An 18,229-nucleotide genomic window follows, 5' to 3' on the forward strand; every position below is an offset into this window, starting at 1 on the left:
CGGGTGGAGGTTCAAGCTGTTGTGACCGAGCGCACAATTCGGAGTCTGGTCGGTATCGGGGAGCTGTCCCGGTCGACCGGTGTGCCCGTCCGGACGATCCGGTTCTACTGCGATAACGGAATTCTGGAATCCCGACGCAGCAGCGGCGGTCATCGCATGTTCGATCCGGCAGCGGGCGATCGTCTGCTCCTGGTGCGCCGAATGCGTGCGCTCGGGCTGTCGCTTCCCGCGATCGTGAGTGTCCTCGACGGCACCGAATCGATCGGCACTGCTGTCGCCGTCGAGCGCGCCGCCCTGGACGCCGAACTCGACGAACTGCGGTGGCGCCGAGCTTCGCTGCTCGCGCTCGAGCACGCGTCTCCGACGGAGCGCGCGGCCCGCTTGGAACTGCTTGCGGCAGTGCAGAACCGCAACGCCATCCTGGACACTCTGGTCACCTTCTGGCGTCGAGTGCTGACGCCGATGCCACCTGAGTTGTTCGACGCCTTCATCGATATGCATATCCCGCACGTCCCCACCGAACCGACCCCGCACCAGGTTGTCGCCTACGCCGAACTCACCGGTCTGGCCGCCGACCCCAACGTGAAAACCGCTATGACACAGCAGATCTGGCGGGCAGGCCACAGCCGGATCCGGGACCGGCGCGGACTTCTGACCGCAGTCGCCGACTCCTACAGTGCGGCCGCCCTTTTAGTGGCGGCAAACGAAAAACCCTGTCCCGGAGTCGAACTCGATGCCTACGTGGTAGCTCACGCCACCACTCGCGGTGAGCCGGACACCCTGCGATTTCGTCGCCGACTCCTACGAGCAGCCGCCGACACCGACCCACGCTTGCATCGCTACTGGGCTCTCACCGCCGAAATTACCGGCACCCATGCCACTGTCGGCGCAGTCCACTATTGGCTTCTCGACGCTCTCCGCGTGGACATCTCAATGTGATTCCGTCACGAAGTTCTGCGTGCCGAGCACGGTGAGCAGGGCGAGGCGTTCGGCGTCCTCGGTGCCGGGTTCGGCGGTGTAGATCATGATGCGCAGGTCGCTGCCCGCCACGGTGAGCACATCGCAGTCCAGCGTCAGCGAACCGACCTTCGGATGATCCATCGTCTTCGAGGTGGCTTCGCGGTAGCCGACGGCGCCGGCTTCCCACAGCTCGGCGAATCGGGCGCTGTGGGTGCGCAGGTCCGCGATCAGCTGCTGCAGGCGGTTGTCGGCGGGATAGCGTGCGGCGGTAGTGCGCAGCTCGGAGACCAGTGCGGTTTCGTACGACTGCTGGGCTTCCGGCGTGCGGCGGGCCGGGATGCCCGGGCCGACGAAATATCGCCACAGCCCGTTGCGCTCTTTGCTGTGCCGTTCCGGCGGATCGCCCATCAACGCCGCATACGGTGGGTTGGTCTGCAGCAATGTCCAGGACGCGTCGTAGACCGCGACGGGGATCCCGGTCAGCCGGTCCAGCACGCGCTGCACGCTCGGGGTGATGTGGGTGGGCACCGTTTCCGGGTCCGGCAGCGCCAGTCCCGCAAGCCGGAACAGGTGTGAGCGTTCAACCGTGGACAGCCGCAGCGCCCGAGCCAGTGCCTCGACGACCTGGTTCGAGGGGTTGGCCGCGCGCCCCTGCTCCAAGCGGGTGATGTAGTCGACGGATATACCGGCCAACTGCGCCAGTTCCTCGCGGCGCAGTCCCGGGGCGCGCCGCCGCCCACCGGCGGGCAGCCCGGCCGTATCGGGCGCGACCCGGTCCCGCCAGCGGCGCACCGCCTTGCCGAATTCCGATGTCGCCATGGCCCTCAGTGTGCCCGGCCGCTCGCCGCCTTGCCTGGTATCAGCAGTCCCAGGAAAGCCAGGCGACTGGATGACCGGCCGGATCGGCGCGAACCTGGAGCCATGACAACGACACTGATCACCGGAGCCAACAAGGGACTGGGCTTCGAGACCGCCCGCCGACTGATCGCCGCCGGCCACACCGTTTACCTGGGCAGCCGCGATGCCGAACGCGGGCGCCGGGCTGCCGAAGAGATAGGTGCGCGGCCGGTGGTCATCGATATCACCGATGACGCATCCGTCGCGGCCGCCGCGAAAACCATCGAAGCCGACGGCGGGCTGGACGTGCTCGTCAACAACGCGGGCATCGCGGGCATCGAGTCCGAAACACGCGACAGCGACGTGATCGGCGCCGGTGCCGTGACCACCGACATCATGCGACCACTGCTCGAGACCAATGTCCTCGGTCTCGTCCGCGTCACCCACGCCTTCCTGCCCCTACTGCAACGCTCCACCGCACCGGTCGTGGTCAACGTCAGCAGCGGCCTGGCCTCCCTGACCAAGGTCTCCACCCCCGACACACCGGCCTACGCCTACCCCGGCGTCGCCTACCCGACGTCGAAGGCCGCCGTCAACATGATCACCGTCCAATACGCCAAAGCCTTCCCAACCATCCGCATCAACGCCGTAGAACCCGGCTACACCGCCACCGACCTCAACGGCCACGCAGGCACCCAAACCGTCCAACAGGGCGCCGAAATAATCGTCCGCATGGCCCAACTCACCCCCACCGGCCCCACCGGCGGCTACTTCGATGCCAGCGGCCCTTTGCCCTGGTAGCCACCGTACGGTTCCGTCAGCGTCACCGGCGTCCGAGCAATATCCAACGCGGCCTCGGGAAATGCCGACCCGGCAACATAGAACCGCGCACGCGTGCGACCGACCGGTTCCAACACCCGACTCCGCACGAGGTCGCGCAGATCACGTTGCGCCTGTTGCAGACTGAGCCCTTCATTCTGCTCGTATCGGGTGCGCCGGACCCGGCCCGCCATCGCGACGTCATGCAGCGCGGCGATCAGCCTTTCATCCAGGTTTTTCTCATTTGTGAAGTCGGCCAATGCATCCCACACTCGCCCAGAGCGAACGAATCGGGCATGCACCGTCTGAGCCTGTTGGTGATAGGCGATCAGATTGAATCGAATCCATTCGGCAACGTCCTGATCGGGTCGATATTCACTGCCGCGCCGACCAAGTACCTGGTAGTACTCCCAAGTATTACCAGGACGTCCCAGCCACGCTTCGATCGATGAAAACTCGGGCGCGAGAACGCCTTCCCGCGCGATCATCAATGTTTGCAGGGATCGCGACATTCGGCCGTTGCCGTCGGCCCATGGATGGATGGACACCAGATGCAGGTGTGCCATGGCGGCGCGCACCAAGGTGTGCGACCCGTCGGTGTTGTCCAGCCAAGCGATCAGTTCTGCCATCAAGGCGGGCACGGCGTCGGCGTCCGGCGCGGTGTACGCGGCGATGCTCGGATCACGGGCATCGGTCACGTAGACGGGGCCGCGACGCCATTGACCCGCCGGTTTCTGCGTTGTGTGCCTATGCCCCTGCAACATCCAGTGCAGAGCGTTGAGTAGACCCTTGCTATAACCGAAGTCGTCGACGTCGTGCAGAGTCTGGATGTAGGTCATCATCCGCTCGTAGGCGAGGGTCTCCTCGCGGTTCTCCTCGGAGACATCGACATCGCGCTCGCCTGCGATCAAGTCCTCGACGTCAACCGTGGAGACTTTGAAGCCTTCGATCGAGTTGGACGCTGCCACCGCGTCAGCGGTCAAGAACTTCCGCAGCCCCCCGGTCCACCTCGCTGGTCGGCCCATCAACTGATGCCGCAGTTCGTCACGCATGCCGTCCACTTCGATCAGCACGCGTTCGTCGGCTTCGGTCAGCGCGGGAGTCGGAAACAGCACACGTCAACAATACTTTGACGTAATCATTACGTCAAAGAGTGCGCTCAGGGGTTTCCCACCGTTCGCTGACGGCGCTCGCGGTGACGTTCCCCAATTCATCGCCGTGGGGTGTGCGTCTCAGCGCAACGCTGCGGCTGCGGCTGCGGTGATCGCGGTGGCGACGCCGGTGAGTGCGGGGGAGTCGACTTTCCACTGTTGCCAGTACAGCGGGACGTCGATGTGGGAATCGCCGTCGATCGGTACGAGGTCTCGTCCGGCCCGGCCGCCTCGGGTTTGTAGGTCCGGGAGCATGCCCCATCCGAGGCCGATTCGGATGGCCTCCGCGAATCCCGCTGAGGACGGTACGTAGTGGCGCGGGGGCTCGACCGGTTGCTTGCATCGGCGTCGCAGGTGCCGGTCCTGCAGGTCGTCCTTGCGATCGAAGAGCACGACCGGGGCTGCGGCGTAGGCGGCTGCTGTCGGTCCGTCGGCGAACCAGGTCCGCGCGAACCTCGGCTGTGCCATCGGCCGGTATCGCATCGCCCCGAGCTTCTCGACCCGGCAGCCCTGGACCGGTGCGGCGGTGGCGGTGATCGCCGCCATCACCGTTCCGTCGCGCAGTAGGCGGGTGGTGTGTTCCTCGTCCTCGCGGTGTATTTCGAAACACACTCCGGCGGGTGCGCGCCGCAGCGCGGGCATCACCCACGTTTCCAACGAGTCGGCATTGACCGCGATCGGCACCCGGATGGGTTGATCCGCAGGTCGATCGGTATCGCCGAGTTCCCGTGCGGTGTCACCCGCGAGCAGTTCGATCTGACGCGCCAACCGCAGCACCGCGAGCCCGGATTCGGTGGGCCGCACCGGTTTTGTGCGCTGCAGCAGGATGCGACCGGCCGCATCCTCCAGCGCCTTGATGCGCTGACTGACCGCCGATGGCGTCACCCGCAGACTGCGCGCGGCCGCGTCGAAGGTGCCCTCGGTGACCGCCGCATTGAGCGCGCGAAGCTGATCCAGCTGCAGGTCCATATTAAGGAATCGTAAAGGTACTTCAGAATCTTTAGCTGGTCTGGTGAGATCCGCGAATCTAGCGTCGATACCTGTGACGGCATCATCGGCGGCCTTGGCGGCCATCTCAGGACTCGGCTTCGGACTTTCCCTGATCGTGGCGATCGGCGCGCAGAACGCCTTCGTCCTGCGACAGGGTCTGCGCGGCCAGCATGTGCTCGCGGTGGTCGCGGTGTGCGCCGTTTCGGACATGGTGCTGATCGCGGCCGGAGTCGGCGGGCTCGGTGTCGTCGTCCAATCCGCTCCGGTGGTGCTGACCGTCATCCGCTACGTGGGGGCGGCCTTCCTCCTCGGATACGGTCTGCTCGCGGCACGGCGCGTCTTCGCGTCCGCGACACTGGCCGCCGAAGCCACCGGCGCGACCGTCGCACTCGGCGCGACCGTCCTCACCTGCCTGGCTCTGACCTGGCTCAACCCGCACGTCTACCTGGACACGGTGCTGCTGCTCGGCTCCTTCGCCAACACCTACACCAGCCCGGACCGCTGGTTCCTCGGTGCGGGCGCGATGGCCGCCAGCATCCTCTGGTTCACCGCCCTGGGCTACGGCGCCCGCAAACTCGGCCCGCTGTTCGCCCGCCCGATCGCCTGGCGGGTGCTGGATTCGGTGATCGCGGCCGTGATGTTCGGCCTCGCGCTCGGCTTGCTGCTCACCGGGTAGGCCCGCCACGCTCGGGCTAAACTTGCTGCAAAACCCTGCAACGCTGGGGGATCGGATCACGATCAGTACGTGATCGGTTCGGCAGTGCGGGGTGGGGGTCGCCGCCCCAGGCGTGAGAGGCGGGCAGGCAGTGAGTTATCCGTACGGCTACGGGGAGCAGCCGCCACGGCAGGATCCGGCGCCGTGGGGGCAGCCAACGAGCTATTCGCCGCAACAGGGCTGGGATCAGACCGGCTATCCGATGGGATATCCGGGCCCGCCGAATCCGGGCATGCCGCCCCCGAAACCGAAAACCGGGGTCATCGTGGCGGTGGTGCTCGGGCTGGTCGCGGTGCTCGCCGCGGTCGGCGTCGGCGTGGTCGTCATCACCGGGCGGGACAACGGCGAAACCCAGGCCGCCCAGAACACCGTCACGGTGGTTCCCGCGACGAGTTCGCCGCGATCCACCAGTCAGCCGACCACCCAGCGATCGACCACCACGACCCTGGGTCAGCCGTCCTCGGGCAAGCTCAGCTTCAACGACTTAGCCGGTGACTGGAACTTCAAGTTCAACAATGTGGAACTGCACGCCGACTGGGTCGAGGGCCGCGACCACACCAGCTGCCGCGATTTCGAGGTGGACGGCAAGCTCACCGGATTGGGCTGCCGGTACGCGGCCGAGCTGGTGTATCGAGCCGAGAACGGCGCGCTGAAGATCACCCAGTTCGTCATCGCCATGTCCGATGACGGTCAGGCGTCCGCGGCACTCGGCAAGTTCACCGATGAAGATCTGCACCTGCGGTCGGGCACGTATATCGACCACTTCGTCACCGGCAAATGGCGCGATGGGAACGAGAAGGAATTCGTCGTGGTCACCGTCGCCACCGCCAGTGCGGCCGTCGACGTGGAGATCGTCAAGAAGTACCTGCAGTACCGCCACGCGGATACGCTCGGTGCGCTGGCGTTCCGGTAGTTCGCGGGCACAAGCCCCTGTGGCAGGGTCGTGGTATGCGACTCCGAAGCTGGCAAACGACCGCCGCGATCTGCGCGTGGGGCGTGCTGCTCGGCGGATGCACACCGGGCGCACCGGCGCACGACACGGCGGCAACCACGACGCCGCGCACGGAGGAAGGACCGACAACGACTCCGGCGCCCTTCATCGCCGATGACCGCGTCGTCGTCATCGATCCCGGCCACAATGGTGGCAACGCCGCACAGCCCGCGCAGATCAACCGGCCGGTGCCGGACGGACGCGGAAAAACCAAGGCGTGCAACACCACCGGAACCTCGGCCACCGATGGCTACACCGAACACGAATTCACCTGGGACATCGCTACCCGCGTCCGAGATGCGCTGGCCGCCCGCGGTATTCGCGTCGTAATGACCCGCGACGACGATGCGGGCGTCGGCCCCTGTGTCGACGAACGTGCGGCGATCGGAAACCGCAGTGGCGCAGCGGCCGTCGTCTCGATCCATGCCGACGGCGCCGCCGCGGGCGCGCACGGTTTCCACGTCGCCTACTCCGCACCGCCCCTGAACGCCGCACAGCGCGAGCCGTCCCAGCGATTGGCAACGACGTTGCGCGACACCATGGTTCGGTCCGGCTTCAGCCCCTCGACCTATGTCGGCGTCGAGGGGATGAACCCGCGCGCGGACCTGGCCGGTCTGAACCTCTCGGAATATCCGGTCGCGTTGGTGGAGTGCGGGAATATGCGCGACCCGGGTGACGCCGCGCTGATCGAATCCCCGGACGGGCGCGCACGCTACGCGGACGCCATCGCCGCCGCGATCGTCGCTTTCCTCGGATAGCCCCAATACCGGGCAGTTGATACTGCAACTGCACTCAGGTGAGTGGGTGGCCTCGGCGTCGGTAGTGCGACAGCCGGGCTTGGTGTTGTCGGCGTCGTCGCCAGCGTGACCAAGCCGCGGCGATCGGCGCGCTCGCCGACTGGTCGCGAGATCACAAGGACGTCATCGCCTCGGCCCGGCAACGCTGGGATGTCGAACACGGCGTCGACGGAATCGAATGACCGCGATAGTTGTGGCAAGGCAGTTGAATAGACAGAGATACCCGTCCAAATAGACAGAGATACCCGTCCATAGGGAGGTTCCGATGACCGTTTCCGCCCGCGCACTGCTCGACGGTATCCAGGCGGAGCTGGGCCCGCACGACGCCGACAACCGCTTGATCCCGCTGATCACGGCGGGTAAGGCGCCGCTGGCGGCCTTCGCGGCGATCGCGGCGGAGGAGCAGCGCATCACCAGCAGCGACTGGCGCAGCTTCCACGTCATGGCGGCGCGGGCGGACGAACCGCACGCCAGAGTCTTCTTCGGCGGGCTCCCACCGGGCGAGCAGCAGGCGAACGGCATGCTGGACGCGCTGGTGGCGGCGGTGGGACCCGACCAGGGCATGGAGCTGCCGAGGGCGGGCTGCCAGGCGTATCCGGCCTACGTCGCCTGGTTGGCGATGCACGCCGAACCCTGCGCCGCCGCAGCGGGTATCTACTCGAATTTCACCGCATGGGGCCGCTACTGCAAGGCCGTAGCCGCGGCGATGCGCACCCACTACGACTTCGACGACCCCGCGTGCGCGTTCTTCGACTTCTTCGCTGCCGACGTCTCCGAGATCGAACAGCGGGCCCTTGCCGCCATCCAGGCCGGACTCGACACCGGGCGGCTGAAGCCGGGCGAGGCGCATTTATATGCCAGGCTCTTCCAGAATTACGAGCTCATGTTCTGGAACACCCTCGCCGACGAGTTCTCGGCATAGCCCAAGTCCACATCCTGCCCGATTTGACAACCGGGCAGGACAACTTAACCGAGCGGCATTGCGGATAGCCCGGCGGCCGGTCTGGTGACCGGCATTACGATCCGGCTTGCGAACACCCCTATCCCCGTTGAGTTAACGGCGTTACGCTAACGCTGTTACCTCAGCGCGAAGGCCGAACAGGAGAGACGCTCATGCTCGTACGGATCGCACATCTGACCACCCGGCATCCGCGCGCCATCCTGCTCGCCGCAGCACTGTTGGCCGTGCTCTGCGGCGTATTCGGCGCTTCGGCGGCCGCGCATATGAAGACCGGCGGCTTCACCCCGACCGAAGCCGAATCGTCGCAGGTCTCCAGGCTGATCGCGGATAACTTCGGCGGCGGTGAACCCAACCTCATCCTGCTGGTCCGCGACGAGGCGGGCGCGAACAGTCCGGCCGCGAAGGACGCGGGCGCGAAGCTGGTCGACACCCTGCGGTCGCGCGGTGATGTGATCGGCATCCAGTCCTACTGGAGCGCCCCGCAACAGCTGTCCTCCGCATTGCGCAGCACGGATGGCAAGAGCGCGCTGGTGCTCGGCTACATCACCGGCGATGAGACGACGGCGCAAAATGCCGCCGGCGAGATCGCCGAACAGGTCACCGGGACCAAGGACGGTGTCAGCATCGCTCAGGGCGGACTCAGCTCCGTCTACCACGAGACGAACGAACAGATCACCCACGATCTTGCGGTCGCCGAGGGCGTGGCGATCCCGCTGTCGTTCCTCGTGCTGATCCTGGTCTTCGGCAGTCTGGTCGCGGCCTTCCTGCCGCTGGCGGTCGGCATCTTCGCGATCCTCACCACCCTGGCGATCCTGCGCACCCTCACGGTGTTCACCGATGTCTCGATCTTCGCGCTGAATATGACCACGGCACTCGGTCTCGCACTCGCGATCGACTACAGCCTGTTCATCGTCAGCCGCTTCCGCGAGGAACTCGGCAACGGACTCGATGTCGAGGCGGCCGTGGTGCGCGCGGTGCAGACCGCGGGACGCACGGTGCTCTATTCGGCACTGACCGTCGCGCTGTCGGTGGCGGCGCTCGGCGTCTTCAACCTGTACTTCCTGAAATCCTTTGCCTACTCGGGCGTCGCGGTGGTCGCCGCGGCCGCCGCGGCCTCGATCCTGGTCCTGCCCGCTGCCCTGATGCTGCTCGGGCACCGGGTGAACGCGGGCGATCTGCGAAAGCCGCTGGGGCGTCTGCTCGGTCGGGCACCGCGCGCGGATCTGGCACCCGAGCAGACCTTTTGGTACCGCACGGTGCAGTGGGTGATGCGCCATGCCGCACCGGTCGCCATCGCGATCATCGTGCTGCTGCTCGCGATCGGATCCCCGTTCCTCGGAGTGAAATTCGGCTACCCGGATGACCGCGTGCTCAACGCGAGTGCGGCCGCCAGCAGCCGCACGGTCGGCGACGCACTGCGCGAGGACTTCCGATCCAACGCCGCCACCGAAGTCACCATCGTGCTCGACGGTTACCGCGGCAACCCCGCCGCTGTCGGCGATTACGCCGCCGCACTGTCGAAGGTGCACGGTGTGGCCGGTGTGCTCTCCGGCGGCGGCGTGTACATCGGCGGTATGCAGGTGTCGGACGCGCTGCCGCAGATGACCAACGACACCGGCGCATTCCTCACTGTCGCAACGACAGTCGACCCCTTCACCACGGCGGGCAAGGAACAGTTGGCGCAACTGCGCGACGTCGCAGGCCCGGGTCCCGCGCTGTTCGGCGGTGGCGCCGCGGTCAACGTCGACTCCCTCGACGCACTGGGCGCGCGCCTGCCGCTGGCCGGTGCGCTGATCGTGCTCACCACCTTCGTCGTGCTGTTCCTGTTCACCGGCAGCGTGCTGCTTCCACTGAAAGCCCTTGCCCTCAATACGCTTTCGCTAACGGCGGCATTCGGGGCGATGGTCTGGATCTTCCAGGACGGGCATCTGTCCGGTCTGCTCGGCAGCGACGCGACCGGATATCTTGTGCCGACCATGCCGATCCTGATGTTCTGCCTCGCCTTCGGCATGTCCATGGACTACGAGGTGTTCCTGCTCTCGCGCATCCGCGAGGAGTGGTTGGCCTCGGGGCGCACCACTGCCGACAGCAACCGTGCGGTCGCGCTCGGCGTCGCGCGCACCGGCAAGATCTTCACGGCCGCCGCGCTTTTGATGGCCATCGTGATGGCCGCCATGGTCACCTCGAAGGTATCGTTCATCCAGATGCTGGGCCTGGGACTGACTTTGACGGTGCTCGCGGACGCCACGCTGATCCGCGGTCTGCTCGCGCCGGCACTCATGAAGCTGATGGGCACCGCGAACTGGTGGGCGCCCGCGCCACTTGCCCGGCTGCACGCCAAGATCGGGTTGCACGAGGGCGAAACCGCGACCGGCGCAACTGAATCCGAATTAGCCGCGCGAACATGACCCTCGCCCGCAGGAAGCGTTCGGCGCGCGGCTCCGGTGAGGGGCTGCGTGCCGAAATCATGGATGCCACCAAGGAATTGCTGGCCCGCACCGGTCACGTCGACGCGGTTTCCATTCGCGAGATCGCCAAGATCGTCGGTGTCACCCCGCCATCGATCTACCGCCACTTCGCGGATAAGGATCAGCTGATCGAGGCGGTCGTGGCCCAGGTGTTCGAGGATCTGGATGAGGTGATGTCGGCCGCGACCGACCCGAACGAGTCGCCGATGGAGCGGCTACGCCAGCAGGGGCAGGCGTATGTTCGGTTCGCCAGAGAGCATCCTGAGCAGTACCGGCTGGCCACCATGCGCGGCGAGACCGCAGGTGCCGTCGATCAGGTGCTCACCAGCGGCGCCTTCGCACATTTCGCGGCCACCATCACCGAATGCATGAATATCGGCGTCATCACGCCGGGCGATCCGGTGCCGGTGGTGCTGGAGCTGTGGTCGAGCGCGCACGGAATCGCCTCCCTACTGATCGCGAAACCCTATCTGCCGTGGGGAGATCTGGACGCGGTCGCCGATCGCGTGCTGCGCTCGGTCTGCATCGGCCGGGCCGTCATCGACAACATCCTCGGCGAGGGCGTGACCCCCGATGGGGTCGTCCAGTGGCTGGCGGAATACCGCGGGCGACCCTGATCCGCAGAGTCGACGCCAGGCTGAGGCCGCCGTGCTTGCCGGCTTTGCCGGTGTGCGCCCGCCGTGGTACGGGCAGCCAGCAGCCGACTCACTGGCTGGGCGAGTTCACCCTTGCTGAGATCACCTCAATACACAGACGCTCGGGCGCTTCCAACAGCGTTGGCAGACAGCCCAGGGTGCAACATCCATGTCGCATTCAGTACTGAATATGTCGTTTCCGACCATAGTTCGACCGGCGTGCGGGATCTACCCTGGTTTCACAACAACGGCAAACCCTTTCGGAGACATCGTGGCGATGGTCAACACCAACGGCATTCACCACGTCCGCCTGACGGTGACCGACGTCGAGGCTTCCCGCGCGTTCTACCAGGATGTCCTTGGATTTCAACGATCCCGATGGCATTCACCTCGAGCTGCCGCGCCGATCTGACGCTGTACCGAGCCCAACTGTTGTCAATTGCGTTGTATCACAATGCGATTCACGCGGACAGCCCGACGTGCTCGACCTGCACCTGACATACCCATGACCTTTCGGCGCATGTGGCCTCAGGCACGCGCCTGCGCTCGCCGATTCCCCTTTCCATCGTTTGGAGGCAATCTATGACCGCAGCGCAGTCCCCAACGTCCGCGCCCCACACCACCGCACCCGGAACCTGCCCCGTCCAGCACGGATCACCTATCAATACCGACACCCCTCAAGTTTGTCTGCGTAGCCGGAAGTTCGCCGCTGATCCACACAGCGGCTACCGCGACATGCGCAGTCAGTACGGCTCGCTTGCTCCGATGGAATTGGCTCCGAATGTGCCCGCGACCTTGGTGATCGGGTACCGCACCGCGTTGCGAATCCTCAACGACCCCGAGCATTTTCCGGCCGATCCGCGGACCTGGCAGGAGGGCATTCCCGACGATTCCCCCGTTCGCCCGATGATGGAGTGGCATCCGAATGCACTGCGCAACAGCGGAGGCGCGCATGCTCGCTATCGGCAGACGTACACCGCCAGCATCGACGGCATCGACCTGCACGCCTTTCATTCCACCGTCCAGAAGATCGCGATCCCGCTGATCAACAGCTTCTGTGCGGACGGTTCGGCGGACTTGTTGTCCCAGTACGCGTTTCCGCTCGTCTTCGAGGTCCTCAACCAGATGGTCGGCTGCTCGGCGGAGCTGGGGCAGCGGGTCGCGACCGGCATGGCCGCGCTCTTCGATACCGTCGAGGCCGCCCGCGGCATGCAGATGCTCAGCGAGGCGCTGATGGAGTTGATTCAGCTGCGACGCTCGGAGCCCGCAGACGACGTCACGTCGCGGCTTGCGCATCATCCGGCCGGCCTCGATGACACGGAGATGCTTGCTCAGCTGATCAGCTTTTACGGTGTGGGTATCGAACCGCAGCAGAATCTGATCGCCAACACCCTGTTGCTGATGCTGACCGACGACCGGTTCGGTGGCGATATGCTCGGTGGGAGCCTGTCGACCCGCGACGCGCTCGATGAGGTGCTGTTCAACGACCCGCCGCTGGCCAACTTTTGCACAACGTACCCACGGCAACCGATCCTGATCGATAACACCTGGTTGCCTGCGCACCAGCCGGTGCTCATCAGTCTCGCCGGATGCAACAACGACCCCGCGATCCGTGGTGGGGACCGCACCGGTAATCGCTCGCATCTGGCGTGGAGCGCCGGGCCGCATGCCTGCCCGGCCAAGTTCGTGGCGTACCAGGTCGTGCAGGATGCCATCGATCAGCTTCTCGACGCCCTCCCCGAGATGCGACTGGCGGTGCCGCCGGAGGAGCTGGTTTGGCGGCCAGGCCCCTTCCATCGGGCTATGGCGGCATTGCCGGTTGTCTTTCCCGAGTCCCCTCCGTTGAACATCGTGTAAGAAGTCCGTCCCTGTGGGTCTCCGACGTCGAGCCCGGTTCGGTCCATGACCTGACCGCCGCCCGCGATACGTGCTCGCTGCGCTGTACCGGGCCGCCAGTCTGAGGCAGCTGCGACATCGGCACGCTATTCTTCGGTGCGACTCGGCAGGTGCGAGACCAGTAGAGGGGGGCCGTGGTCCAGCTGAACATCGGCGAGGCGTTCGCGGGTTACAGCATCGAAGGTGTACTCGGACAAGGCGGAATGGGCACAGTGTATCTGGCCCGTCACCCGCGCTTGCCGCGCTCGGTTGCGCTCAAGCTGCTGAACCGGGAGATCTCCGTCGACGAGGAATTGCGTCGCCGCTTCGAGCAAGAAGCTACCGTGGTTGCCCGCCTGGATCATCCGGGCATCGTCGGTGTCTACGATCGTGGTACGTATGACGGGTGCTTGTGGATTGCCATGCAATACATCCGCGGTAGCGACGCCGTCGCACTGGATCCACGCACACTGACAGTCGAACGGGCACTACGGATTATCACCGAGACAGCAGCGGCACTCGACTACGCGCACAGCCGTGGCGTCCTACATCGCGACATCAAACCTGCCAATATCCTTTTGGCGGAGCCTGAGTCCGGGCGTGAAGAACGTGCTGTCCTCACGGATTTCGGTATCGCGCGACTCTTGGACTCGAATACGAAACTGACGACCACGGGTTCGATGATGGCGACGTTGGCGTACGCGTCCCCGGAGCAACTGTCGGCCGAACCGACGGACCATCGTGCGGACCAATACTCCCTTGCTTGCACGCTTTTCACCCTGCTGGCCGGCCGGTCGCCATTCGCCGATACCAATCCGGGCCAAGTCGTGGCCGCGCATCTCAGCAAGCCGGTGCCGCAACTGAGTAGCTTCCGGCCGGATCTGCCGCCGGTGCTGGATGGCGTCATCGCGCGGGCGATGGCCAAACAACGCGATGACCGGTTCGCGAGCTGTGGTGAGTTCGCTGCGGCCGCAGTCGATGCCGTGTACCACGGAGTGGCCGCGCGGTCGGCTCCAACAGTCGTGAATCGCTCCGCTGCCCCGGCTCCGCAGTACCAATACGCAGCTGTGCCGCAACCCCACTACCATGCGCCGATGCACCGACCTGTTGGGCCGGTGATGCCGCCTCGGCCGCGAAAGTCCAAGGCGCTATTGGTATCTGCCATGGTCGTCGCGGTATTGATGGCTATCGGCGGCACTGTTCTCGTGGTCGAGCGCGACAACATTCTCCGGCATCTCAACGGCCAGGTATGGGACTCACAACACCAGGTGATAGCGGACGCGTTTCCTAGCCTGCTGGCCAGCGGGAACGGTCTCCAAGGCTGGCTCGGCGCGGAGTGCCACGGGAATGCCATCTATCAAGGCAAGGTGCCCTACATCAAATGCTCGGACCGGGACCGTGGAATCGAGTACGAGGTACGGGATTTCGGTAATGGTGATTCGGCCACCGCGTCCGTGGAAGAGTCGGTCAGTAGTAGATCCGGCGACCGTTGGGCCACGCACTCGGGATCGACCTCTCTTCTGGTGACAATTGATCCGAGTACGTTCCGCAGTGCCAAAGACATTTACACGAGATTTTCTGAGCAGCGATCACGCTTCGTCTTCGTCATGTCGTGGGCCAATCACACCGCTGCGGAGACATTGCAGGAGTGGTGGCCGCAGGCACCGCTCGGTAGCGGTTCGCAGGCCGATGCGCCGGTACCGTTGTCCACCTCGTCAGCTGCGCCGAGTTGGTGCGCGCCGAGCACCGACAAGGGGAAGATCACAGGCAACGGTCCTGGCGGAACGTCGACCGGCCCGGATGTCATTTTCGCCTACTACTACGCGTACTACGTCCAGCACAGCGGTGTACAAGCGCGGACATTCGTCGCATCCGAATCGACGACGATTCCGAGCGCCAATGTCCTGCAGAACAGCATTGATGTCCACCCGGTCGGGACCGTGCATTGCGTGGAGGTAACCGCGGTCGCGGCAGATCTGTATCACGTCGAAACGACCTCTCGCCATCCCGACGGGCTGCAGGCGTTGACCAGGGGAACGATCGTCACCACCGCCCTCGGCGGTCGGACGGTGATCAAAGACTTCACTCAGTAGAGGGTGACTGAGAGGGTCTGGTCGGCGTGATTACGACTATGCTGCCCCAAGATCGCGCTCGGCAGGGATAGGGGGACAGTGGTTCAGCTCCGCGTCGGCGAGACTTTCGCCGGTTACGTGATTGAGGGAGTCCTCGGTCAGGGTGGCATGGGCACGGTCTATCTGGCCCGTCACCCGCGCCTGCCCCGGTCGGTCGCGCTCAAGCTGCTCAATCGCGAGGTCTCCGCGGACGAGGAACTGCGGCGCAGGTTCGGGCAGGAGGCCGATGTCATTGCGCGCCTGGAGCATCCGGGCATTGTCGATATCTACGACCGCGGCACCGACGGCGGACACCTGTGGATCGCTATGCAATTTGTCGAGGGCATCGACGCTGCTCGATTGGATCGGCACGCGGTGACGGTTGAACGCGCGTTGCGGATCATCGGGGAAACCGGCGCGGCAATCGATTTCGCACATTCCAGGGGTGTACTGCACCGAGATGTCAAGCCCGCCAATATCTTGCTCGCCGCGCCCGATACCGGACGCGATGAACGCGCCGTCCTTACCGACTTCGGTATTGCTCGATTGGCAGATACCAACACTCAACTGACGGCCGCCAGCACGTTTACCGCCACTCTCGCATACGCCTCACCGGAACAACTGTCCGGCGATGTTATCGACCATCGTGCCGATCAGTATTCGCTCGCCTGCACCTTTTTCACGCTTGTCGCCGGGAGAACGCCTTTTGCGGAAACCAACCCGGGCCAAGTCATCGCCGCTCATTTGAGTAAGCCTGTCCCACAGGTCAGCACCTGGCGCCCCGACTTGCCGCCGGAGCTGGACGGCGTTATCGCCCGAGCAATGGCCAAGCTGCCCGACCACCGTTTCGCCAGTTGTAGTGAGTTCGCGGCCGCAGCTCGAGGTGCTGTCGCAGGGCGTGCTGTCGCGCTGCCGCTGCCTGATCCGACCACTGTGAACATCGCCGGGTATCACGCCGCGGTCCAACCTCCGGCTCCTGAATACCGACACCATCCTGCCGGTGTGCCGTTACACCAACCGTTCCCCTATTCTCCGCCGAGGAGGTCGTCACCTCTGCGACGCCAGCTGGGGCGCGTCCTGATTTCCATTGCCCTGGTTGCTTTTCTGGTGTTCGCAGTCGGTGGGGCAGTCATCGCTCTGAATTGGCATCGCTGGTCAACTGATCCGTGGAGCAGCAAGGAACAGGCGATCGCCGATGCCTTCCCGAAGCTGGTGTCCGATCGCGACTTCGGCAAGGGGTGGCACGACCTGAAATGCGCGCACATGTCCCCCGGCTTCGAGGAGGGGCTCCAAAGCGGCATCCACTGCGACGACGAAGGCATCAACTACTACATCACGGTCATGGACTTCGGGTCCGTCGCCGTTGCGAAAGCGTTCTTGGCGAAGAAAGCTGTTGGCATGCAACAAGTGATGGTGTCGCATCCCGATCTTCCGACCCCGCTTCCGGTCACGACATCGGTTCCCGGTACATATCTCCTCCGCGACATAGATAGCGGATTCCCTGATGATCCGGAACGCGGACGATTCGTCCTGGAGTTCTACTGGAAAAGCGCCGTCAGCGAGCAACAAGTCATAGACGAGTTCTGGAAGAAGGCCCCACTCGGGAAATGATCCATCGTCCTGCGGCCGGTGCAGACGCCAGTTGATGCGGTCGACGTCCCGGTCGCGCCTGAGGTGACCGATGTGGTCCCGGCAATCGTGCATCCCGGGCTCGGAGCAGACGAACTGGGGGTGCCGGGGGTCGACGGGTTCCCGCCTGGGGAAGTCGGGGTTCCGGGGGTGGCACTACACTGGTTAGTCGAAGTCGGGTTGGCCGCCGAGGAAACGCCTTGGTCGTGAAAGCTCTTCCGCCAGCGCTTGCTCGATCTCGCCGACGACTCTTGGCGAGCGGGTATGGAATCCGTGAGGTGGGGCGGGGACGGCGGTGCCACCGCCTTGGCGGGTCGAGGCGAACGAGTATTCGTCAGTTGTCACGTATCCAAACCGCAAGGCATCGCGAGAATGCCGTCGAGTAACCTACATTCGACATCGGGTCGCGCGCCGGCGACCTGTTCTTGGGGAGGGTTTGCTCGTGGGCGTTCGACGCGGTCGCCATGTATTGCACATTCTGCTTTTGTGCTCGGTGTTGTCGCTGGTCAGCTGTTCCCACAAGATCGATTTGCCGGACTATCAATCGGGCTTCTCGTCGTTGCCCGCCACCTGCGTTGACGCTGCGAAACCGACGGAAAATATGTGCGGCCAACGCCGTTGACGATCGGAGGGCGCCCTGCGCTCCAGCTGTACTGGGCGCAGACGGATTACTTCTGCGACATAGCATTCGACGTGGCACGGGACTCGAAGTCCGGCGTGGCATCGGGAACGGTCATGTTCGAAGCCTCGGCGAACGAGAACGGTAAGCGGCCCGAACTCTGTGCCGAGCTGAAACGGATAGCGAACACCGTGGTAGCCGCTCTGCCGCCCAGCACGTGAGACTGCGTGGCGCACTACGCCGCTGATCGGTTGTCCTTCAAGGCATCTGATCGGCGGGCCAAGCCACTTCGCGACCGCGTGCTCATGCCGATGGGAGGACATCGAACAGAGCTGTCGCGACAGACTGAGCGGTCAGCAGATCGCCGCTTCTTGACGGTCCTGTCGAACCAGGCCAGGCGCATCAGATTTCGCCACCGATGTGCGGAAGCCTGAGGAACGCTTGGAATCTCGGGCCGCGCCGACCCGAGTGCGCGGTCATTTGTGGTGTGCGGGCTGGATCGTTCGGTCGTCGCCGGGGGTGGCCTTGCTCTCCCGTGTCGGCTTCGCCCCGGCCGGATACGCGCTGCGCAGGCGGCCCGCATGGTGACCCGCTGAGTTGTCGATTCCCCGCGACACCTGATGCCCCGGAATCCGGCCTGGGGCATCGGTTTCTATAGGATTTGGGACGAA

At 64.9% G+C, this 18,229-nt stretch carries 15 protein-coding genes; 12 read left to right on the top strand and 3 right to left on the bottom strand.

The window, feature by feature from the left end:
- Nucleotides 1–21 precede the first annotated feature (21 nt).
- Nucleotides 22–939 (top strand): MerR family transcriptional regulator, encoded by a 918-nt coding sequence (locus OG874_RS02465; RefSeq protein ID WP_330253497.1) that lies wholly within the window; start codon nucleotides 22–24, stop codon nucleotides 937–939.
- On the opposite strand, the gene OG874_RS02470 is transcribed toward OG874_RS02465, so the two are convergent.
- Complete coding sequence (locus OG874_RS02470; RefSeq protein WP_330253498.1) at nucleotides 931–1,779, bottom strand: helix-turn-helix transcriptional regulator; 849 nt, start codon at nucleotides 1,777–1,779, stop codon at nucleotides 931–933. The two genes, OG874_RS02465 and OG874_RS02470, sit on opposite strands and share 9 nt — an antisense overlap.
- Before the next feature lie 102 nt (nucleotides 1,780–1,881).
- On the opposite strand from OG874_RS02470, the gene OG874_RS02475 reads away from it, so the two are divergent.
- A complete protein-coding gene (locus OG874_RS02475) occupies nucleotides 1,882–2,598 on the top strand; it encodes an SDR family oxidoreductase (protein ID WP_330253499.1) in 717 nt (238 codons plus the stop codon).
- On the opposite strand, the gene OG874_RS02480 is transcribed toward OG874_RS02475, so the two are convergent.
- Both OG874_RS02480 and OG874_RS02485 read right to left on the bottom strand, forming a co-directional pair.
- Nucleotides 2,565–3,731, bottom strand: coding sequence for a Fic family protein (locus OG874_RS02480; RefSeq protein WP_330253500.1), 1,167 nt, complete (start codon nucleotides 3,729–3,731; stop codon nucleotides 2,565–2,567). The genes OG874_RS02475 and OG874_RS02480 overlap by 34 nt on opposite strands.
- A gap of 117 nt (nucleotides 3,732–3,848) precedes the next feature.
- Nucleotides 3,849–4,736 carry a LysR family transcriptional regulator ArgP gene (locus tag OG874_RS02485; protein WP_330253501.1) on the bottom strand — a complete coding sequence of 296 codons (888 nt, stop codon included), beginning with the start codon at nucleotides 4,734–4,736 and terminating at the stop codon, nucleotides 3,849–3,851.
- 73 nt (nucleotides 4,737–4,809) lie between these two features.
- On the opposite strand from OG874_RS02485, the gene OG874_RS02490 reads away from it, so the two are divergent.
- The 10 genes from OG874_RS02490 to OG874_RS02530 all read left to right on the top strand — a co-directional run bounded on the left by OG874_RS02490 (nucleotide 4,810) and on the right by OG874_RS02530 (nucleotide 16,921).
- The gene (locus tag OG874_RS02490) at nucleotides 4,810–5,433 is read left to right on the top strand and encodes a LysE/ArgO family amino acid transporter (protein WP_330253502.1); all 624 of its coding nucleotides are present in this window, start codon (nucleotides 4,810–4,812) and stop codon (nucleotides 5,431–5,433) included.
- Between the two features lie 130 nt (nucleotides 5,434–5,563).
- Nucleotides 5,564–6,385, top strand: coding sequence for a hypothetical protein (locus tag OG874_RS02495; protein WP_330253503.1), 822 nt, complete (start codon nucleotides 5,564–5,566; stop codon nucleotides 6,383–6,385).
- Between the two features lie 35 nt (nucleotides 6,386–6,420).
- A complete protein-coding gene (locus OG874_RS02500) occupies nucleotides 6,421–7,221 on the top strand; it encodes an N-acetylmuramoyl-L-alanine amidase (protein ID WP_330253504.1) in 801 nt (266 codons plus the stop codon).
- A gap of 304 nt (nucleotides 7,222–7,525) precedes the next feature.
- Nucleotides 7,526–8,182, top strand: a complete 657-nt coding sequence (locus tag OG874_RS02505; protein WP_330253505.1) for a hypothetical protein — start codon at nucleotides 7,526–7,528, stop codon at nucleotides 8,180–8,182.
- Nucleotides 8,183–8,373: 191 nt separating this feature from the next.
- Nucleotides 8,374–10,629, top strand: coding sequence for an MMPL family transporter (locus OG874_RS02510; RefSeq protein ID WP_330253506.1), 2,256 nt, complete (start codon nucleotides 8,374–8,376; stop codon nucleotides 10,627–10,629).
- Nucleotides 10,626–11,306: a TetR/AcrR family transcriptional regulator gene (locus OG874_RS02515; protein WP_330253507.1), complete on the top strand. Its 681-nt coding sequence runs from the start codon at nucleotides 10,626–10,628 to the stop codon at nucleotides 11,304–11,306. Before OG874_RS02510 ends, OG874_RS02515 begins: the two co-directional genes overlap by 4 nt.
- A gap of 295 nt (nucleotides 11,307–11,601) precedes the next feature.
- Nucleotides 11,602–11,736: a VOC family protein gene (locus tag OG874_RS44600; protein ID WP_442943487.1), complete on the top strand. Its 135-nt coding sequence runs from the start codon at nucleotides 11,602–11,604 to the stop codon at nucleotides 11,734–11,736.
- Nucleotides 11,737–11,906: 170 nt separating this feature from the next.
- Complete coding sequence (locus OG874_RS02520; RefSeq protein ID WP_330253508.1) at nucleotides 11,907–13,181, top strand: cytochrome P450; 1,275 nt, start codon at nucleotides 11,907–11,909, stop codon at nucleotides 13,179–13,181.
- Between the two features lie 173 nt (nucleotides 13,182–13,354).
- Nucleotides 13,355–15,292, top strand: a complete 1,938-nt coding sequence (locus OG874_RS02525) for a serine/threonine-protein kinase (protein ID WP_330253509.1) — start codon at nucleotides 13,355–13,357, stop codon at nucleotides 15,290–15,292.
- 78 nt (nucleotides 15,293–15,370) lie between these two features.
- Nucleotides 15,371–16,921: a serine/threonine-protein kinase gene (locus tag OG874_RS02530; protein ID WP_330253510.1), complete on the top strand. Its 1,551-nt coding sequence runs from the start codon at nucleotides 15,371–15,373 to the stop codon at nucleotides 16,919–16,921.
- Nucleotides 16,922–18,229: the final 1,308 nt, after the last annotated feature.

The organism is Nocardia sp. NBC_00565 (assembly GCF_036345915.1).
Taxonomy (GTDB): Bacteria; Actinomycetota; Actinomycetes; order Mycobacteriales; family Mycobacteriaceae; genus Nocardia.

Excerpts from the sequence above, each read along its gene's own strand:
- OG874_RS02520 (WP_330253508.1), top strand. The coding sequence starts at position 11,907 with ATGACCGCAGCGCAGTCCCCAACGTCCGCGCCCCACACCACCGCACCC.
- OG874_RS02500 (WP_330253504.1), top strand. The coding sequence starts at position 6,421 with ATGCGACTCCGAAGCTGGCAAACGACCGCCGCGATCTGCGCGTGGGGC.
- OG874_RS44600 (WP_442943487.1), top strand. The coding sequence starts at position 11,602 with ATGGTCAACACCAACGGCATTCACCACGTCCGCCTGACGGTGACCGAC.
- OG874_RS02505 (WP_330253505.1), top strand. The coding sequence starts at position 7,526 with ATGACCGTTTCCGCCCGCGCACTGCTCGACGGTATCCAGGCGGAGCTG.
- OG874_RS02485 (WP_330253501.1), bottom strand. The coding sequence starts at position 4,736 with ATGGACCTGCAGCTGGATCAGCTTCGCGCGCTCAATGCGGCGGTCACC.
- OG874_RS02475 (WP_330253499.1), top strand. The coding sequence starts at position 1,882 with ATGACAACGACACTGATCACCGGAGCCAACAAGGGACTGGGCTTCGAG.
- OG874_RS02515 (WP_330253507.1), top strand. The coding sequence starts at position 10,626 with ATGACCCTCGCCCGCAGGAAGCGTTCGGCGCGCGGCTCCGGTGAGGGG.
- OG874_RS02510 (WP_330253506.1), top strand. The coding sequence starts at position 8,374 with ATGCTCGTACGGATCGCACATCTGACCACCCGGCATCCGCGCGCCATC.
- OG874_RS02470 (WP_330253498.1), bottom strand. The coding sequence starts at position 1,779 with ATGGCGACATCGGAATTCGGCAAGGCGGTGCGCCGCTGGCGGGACCGG.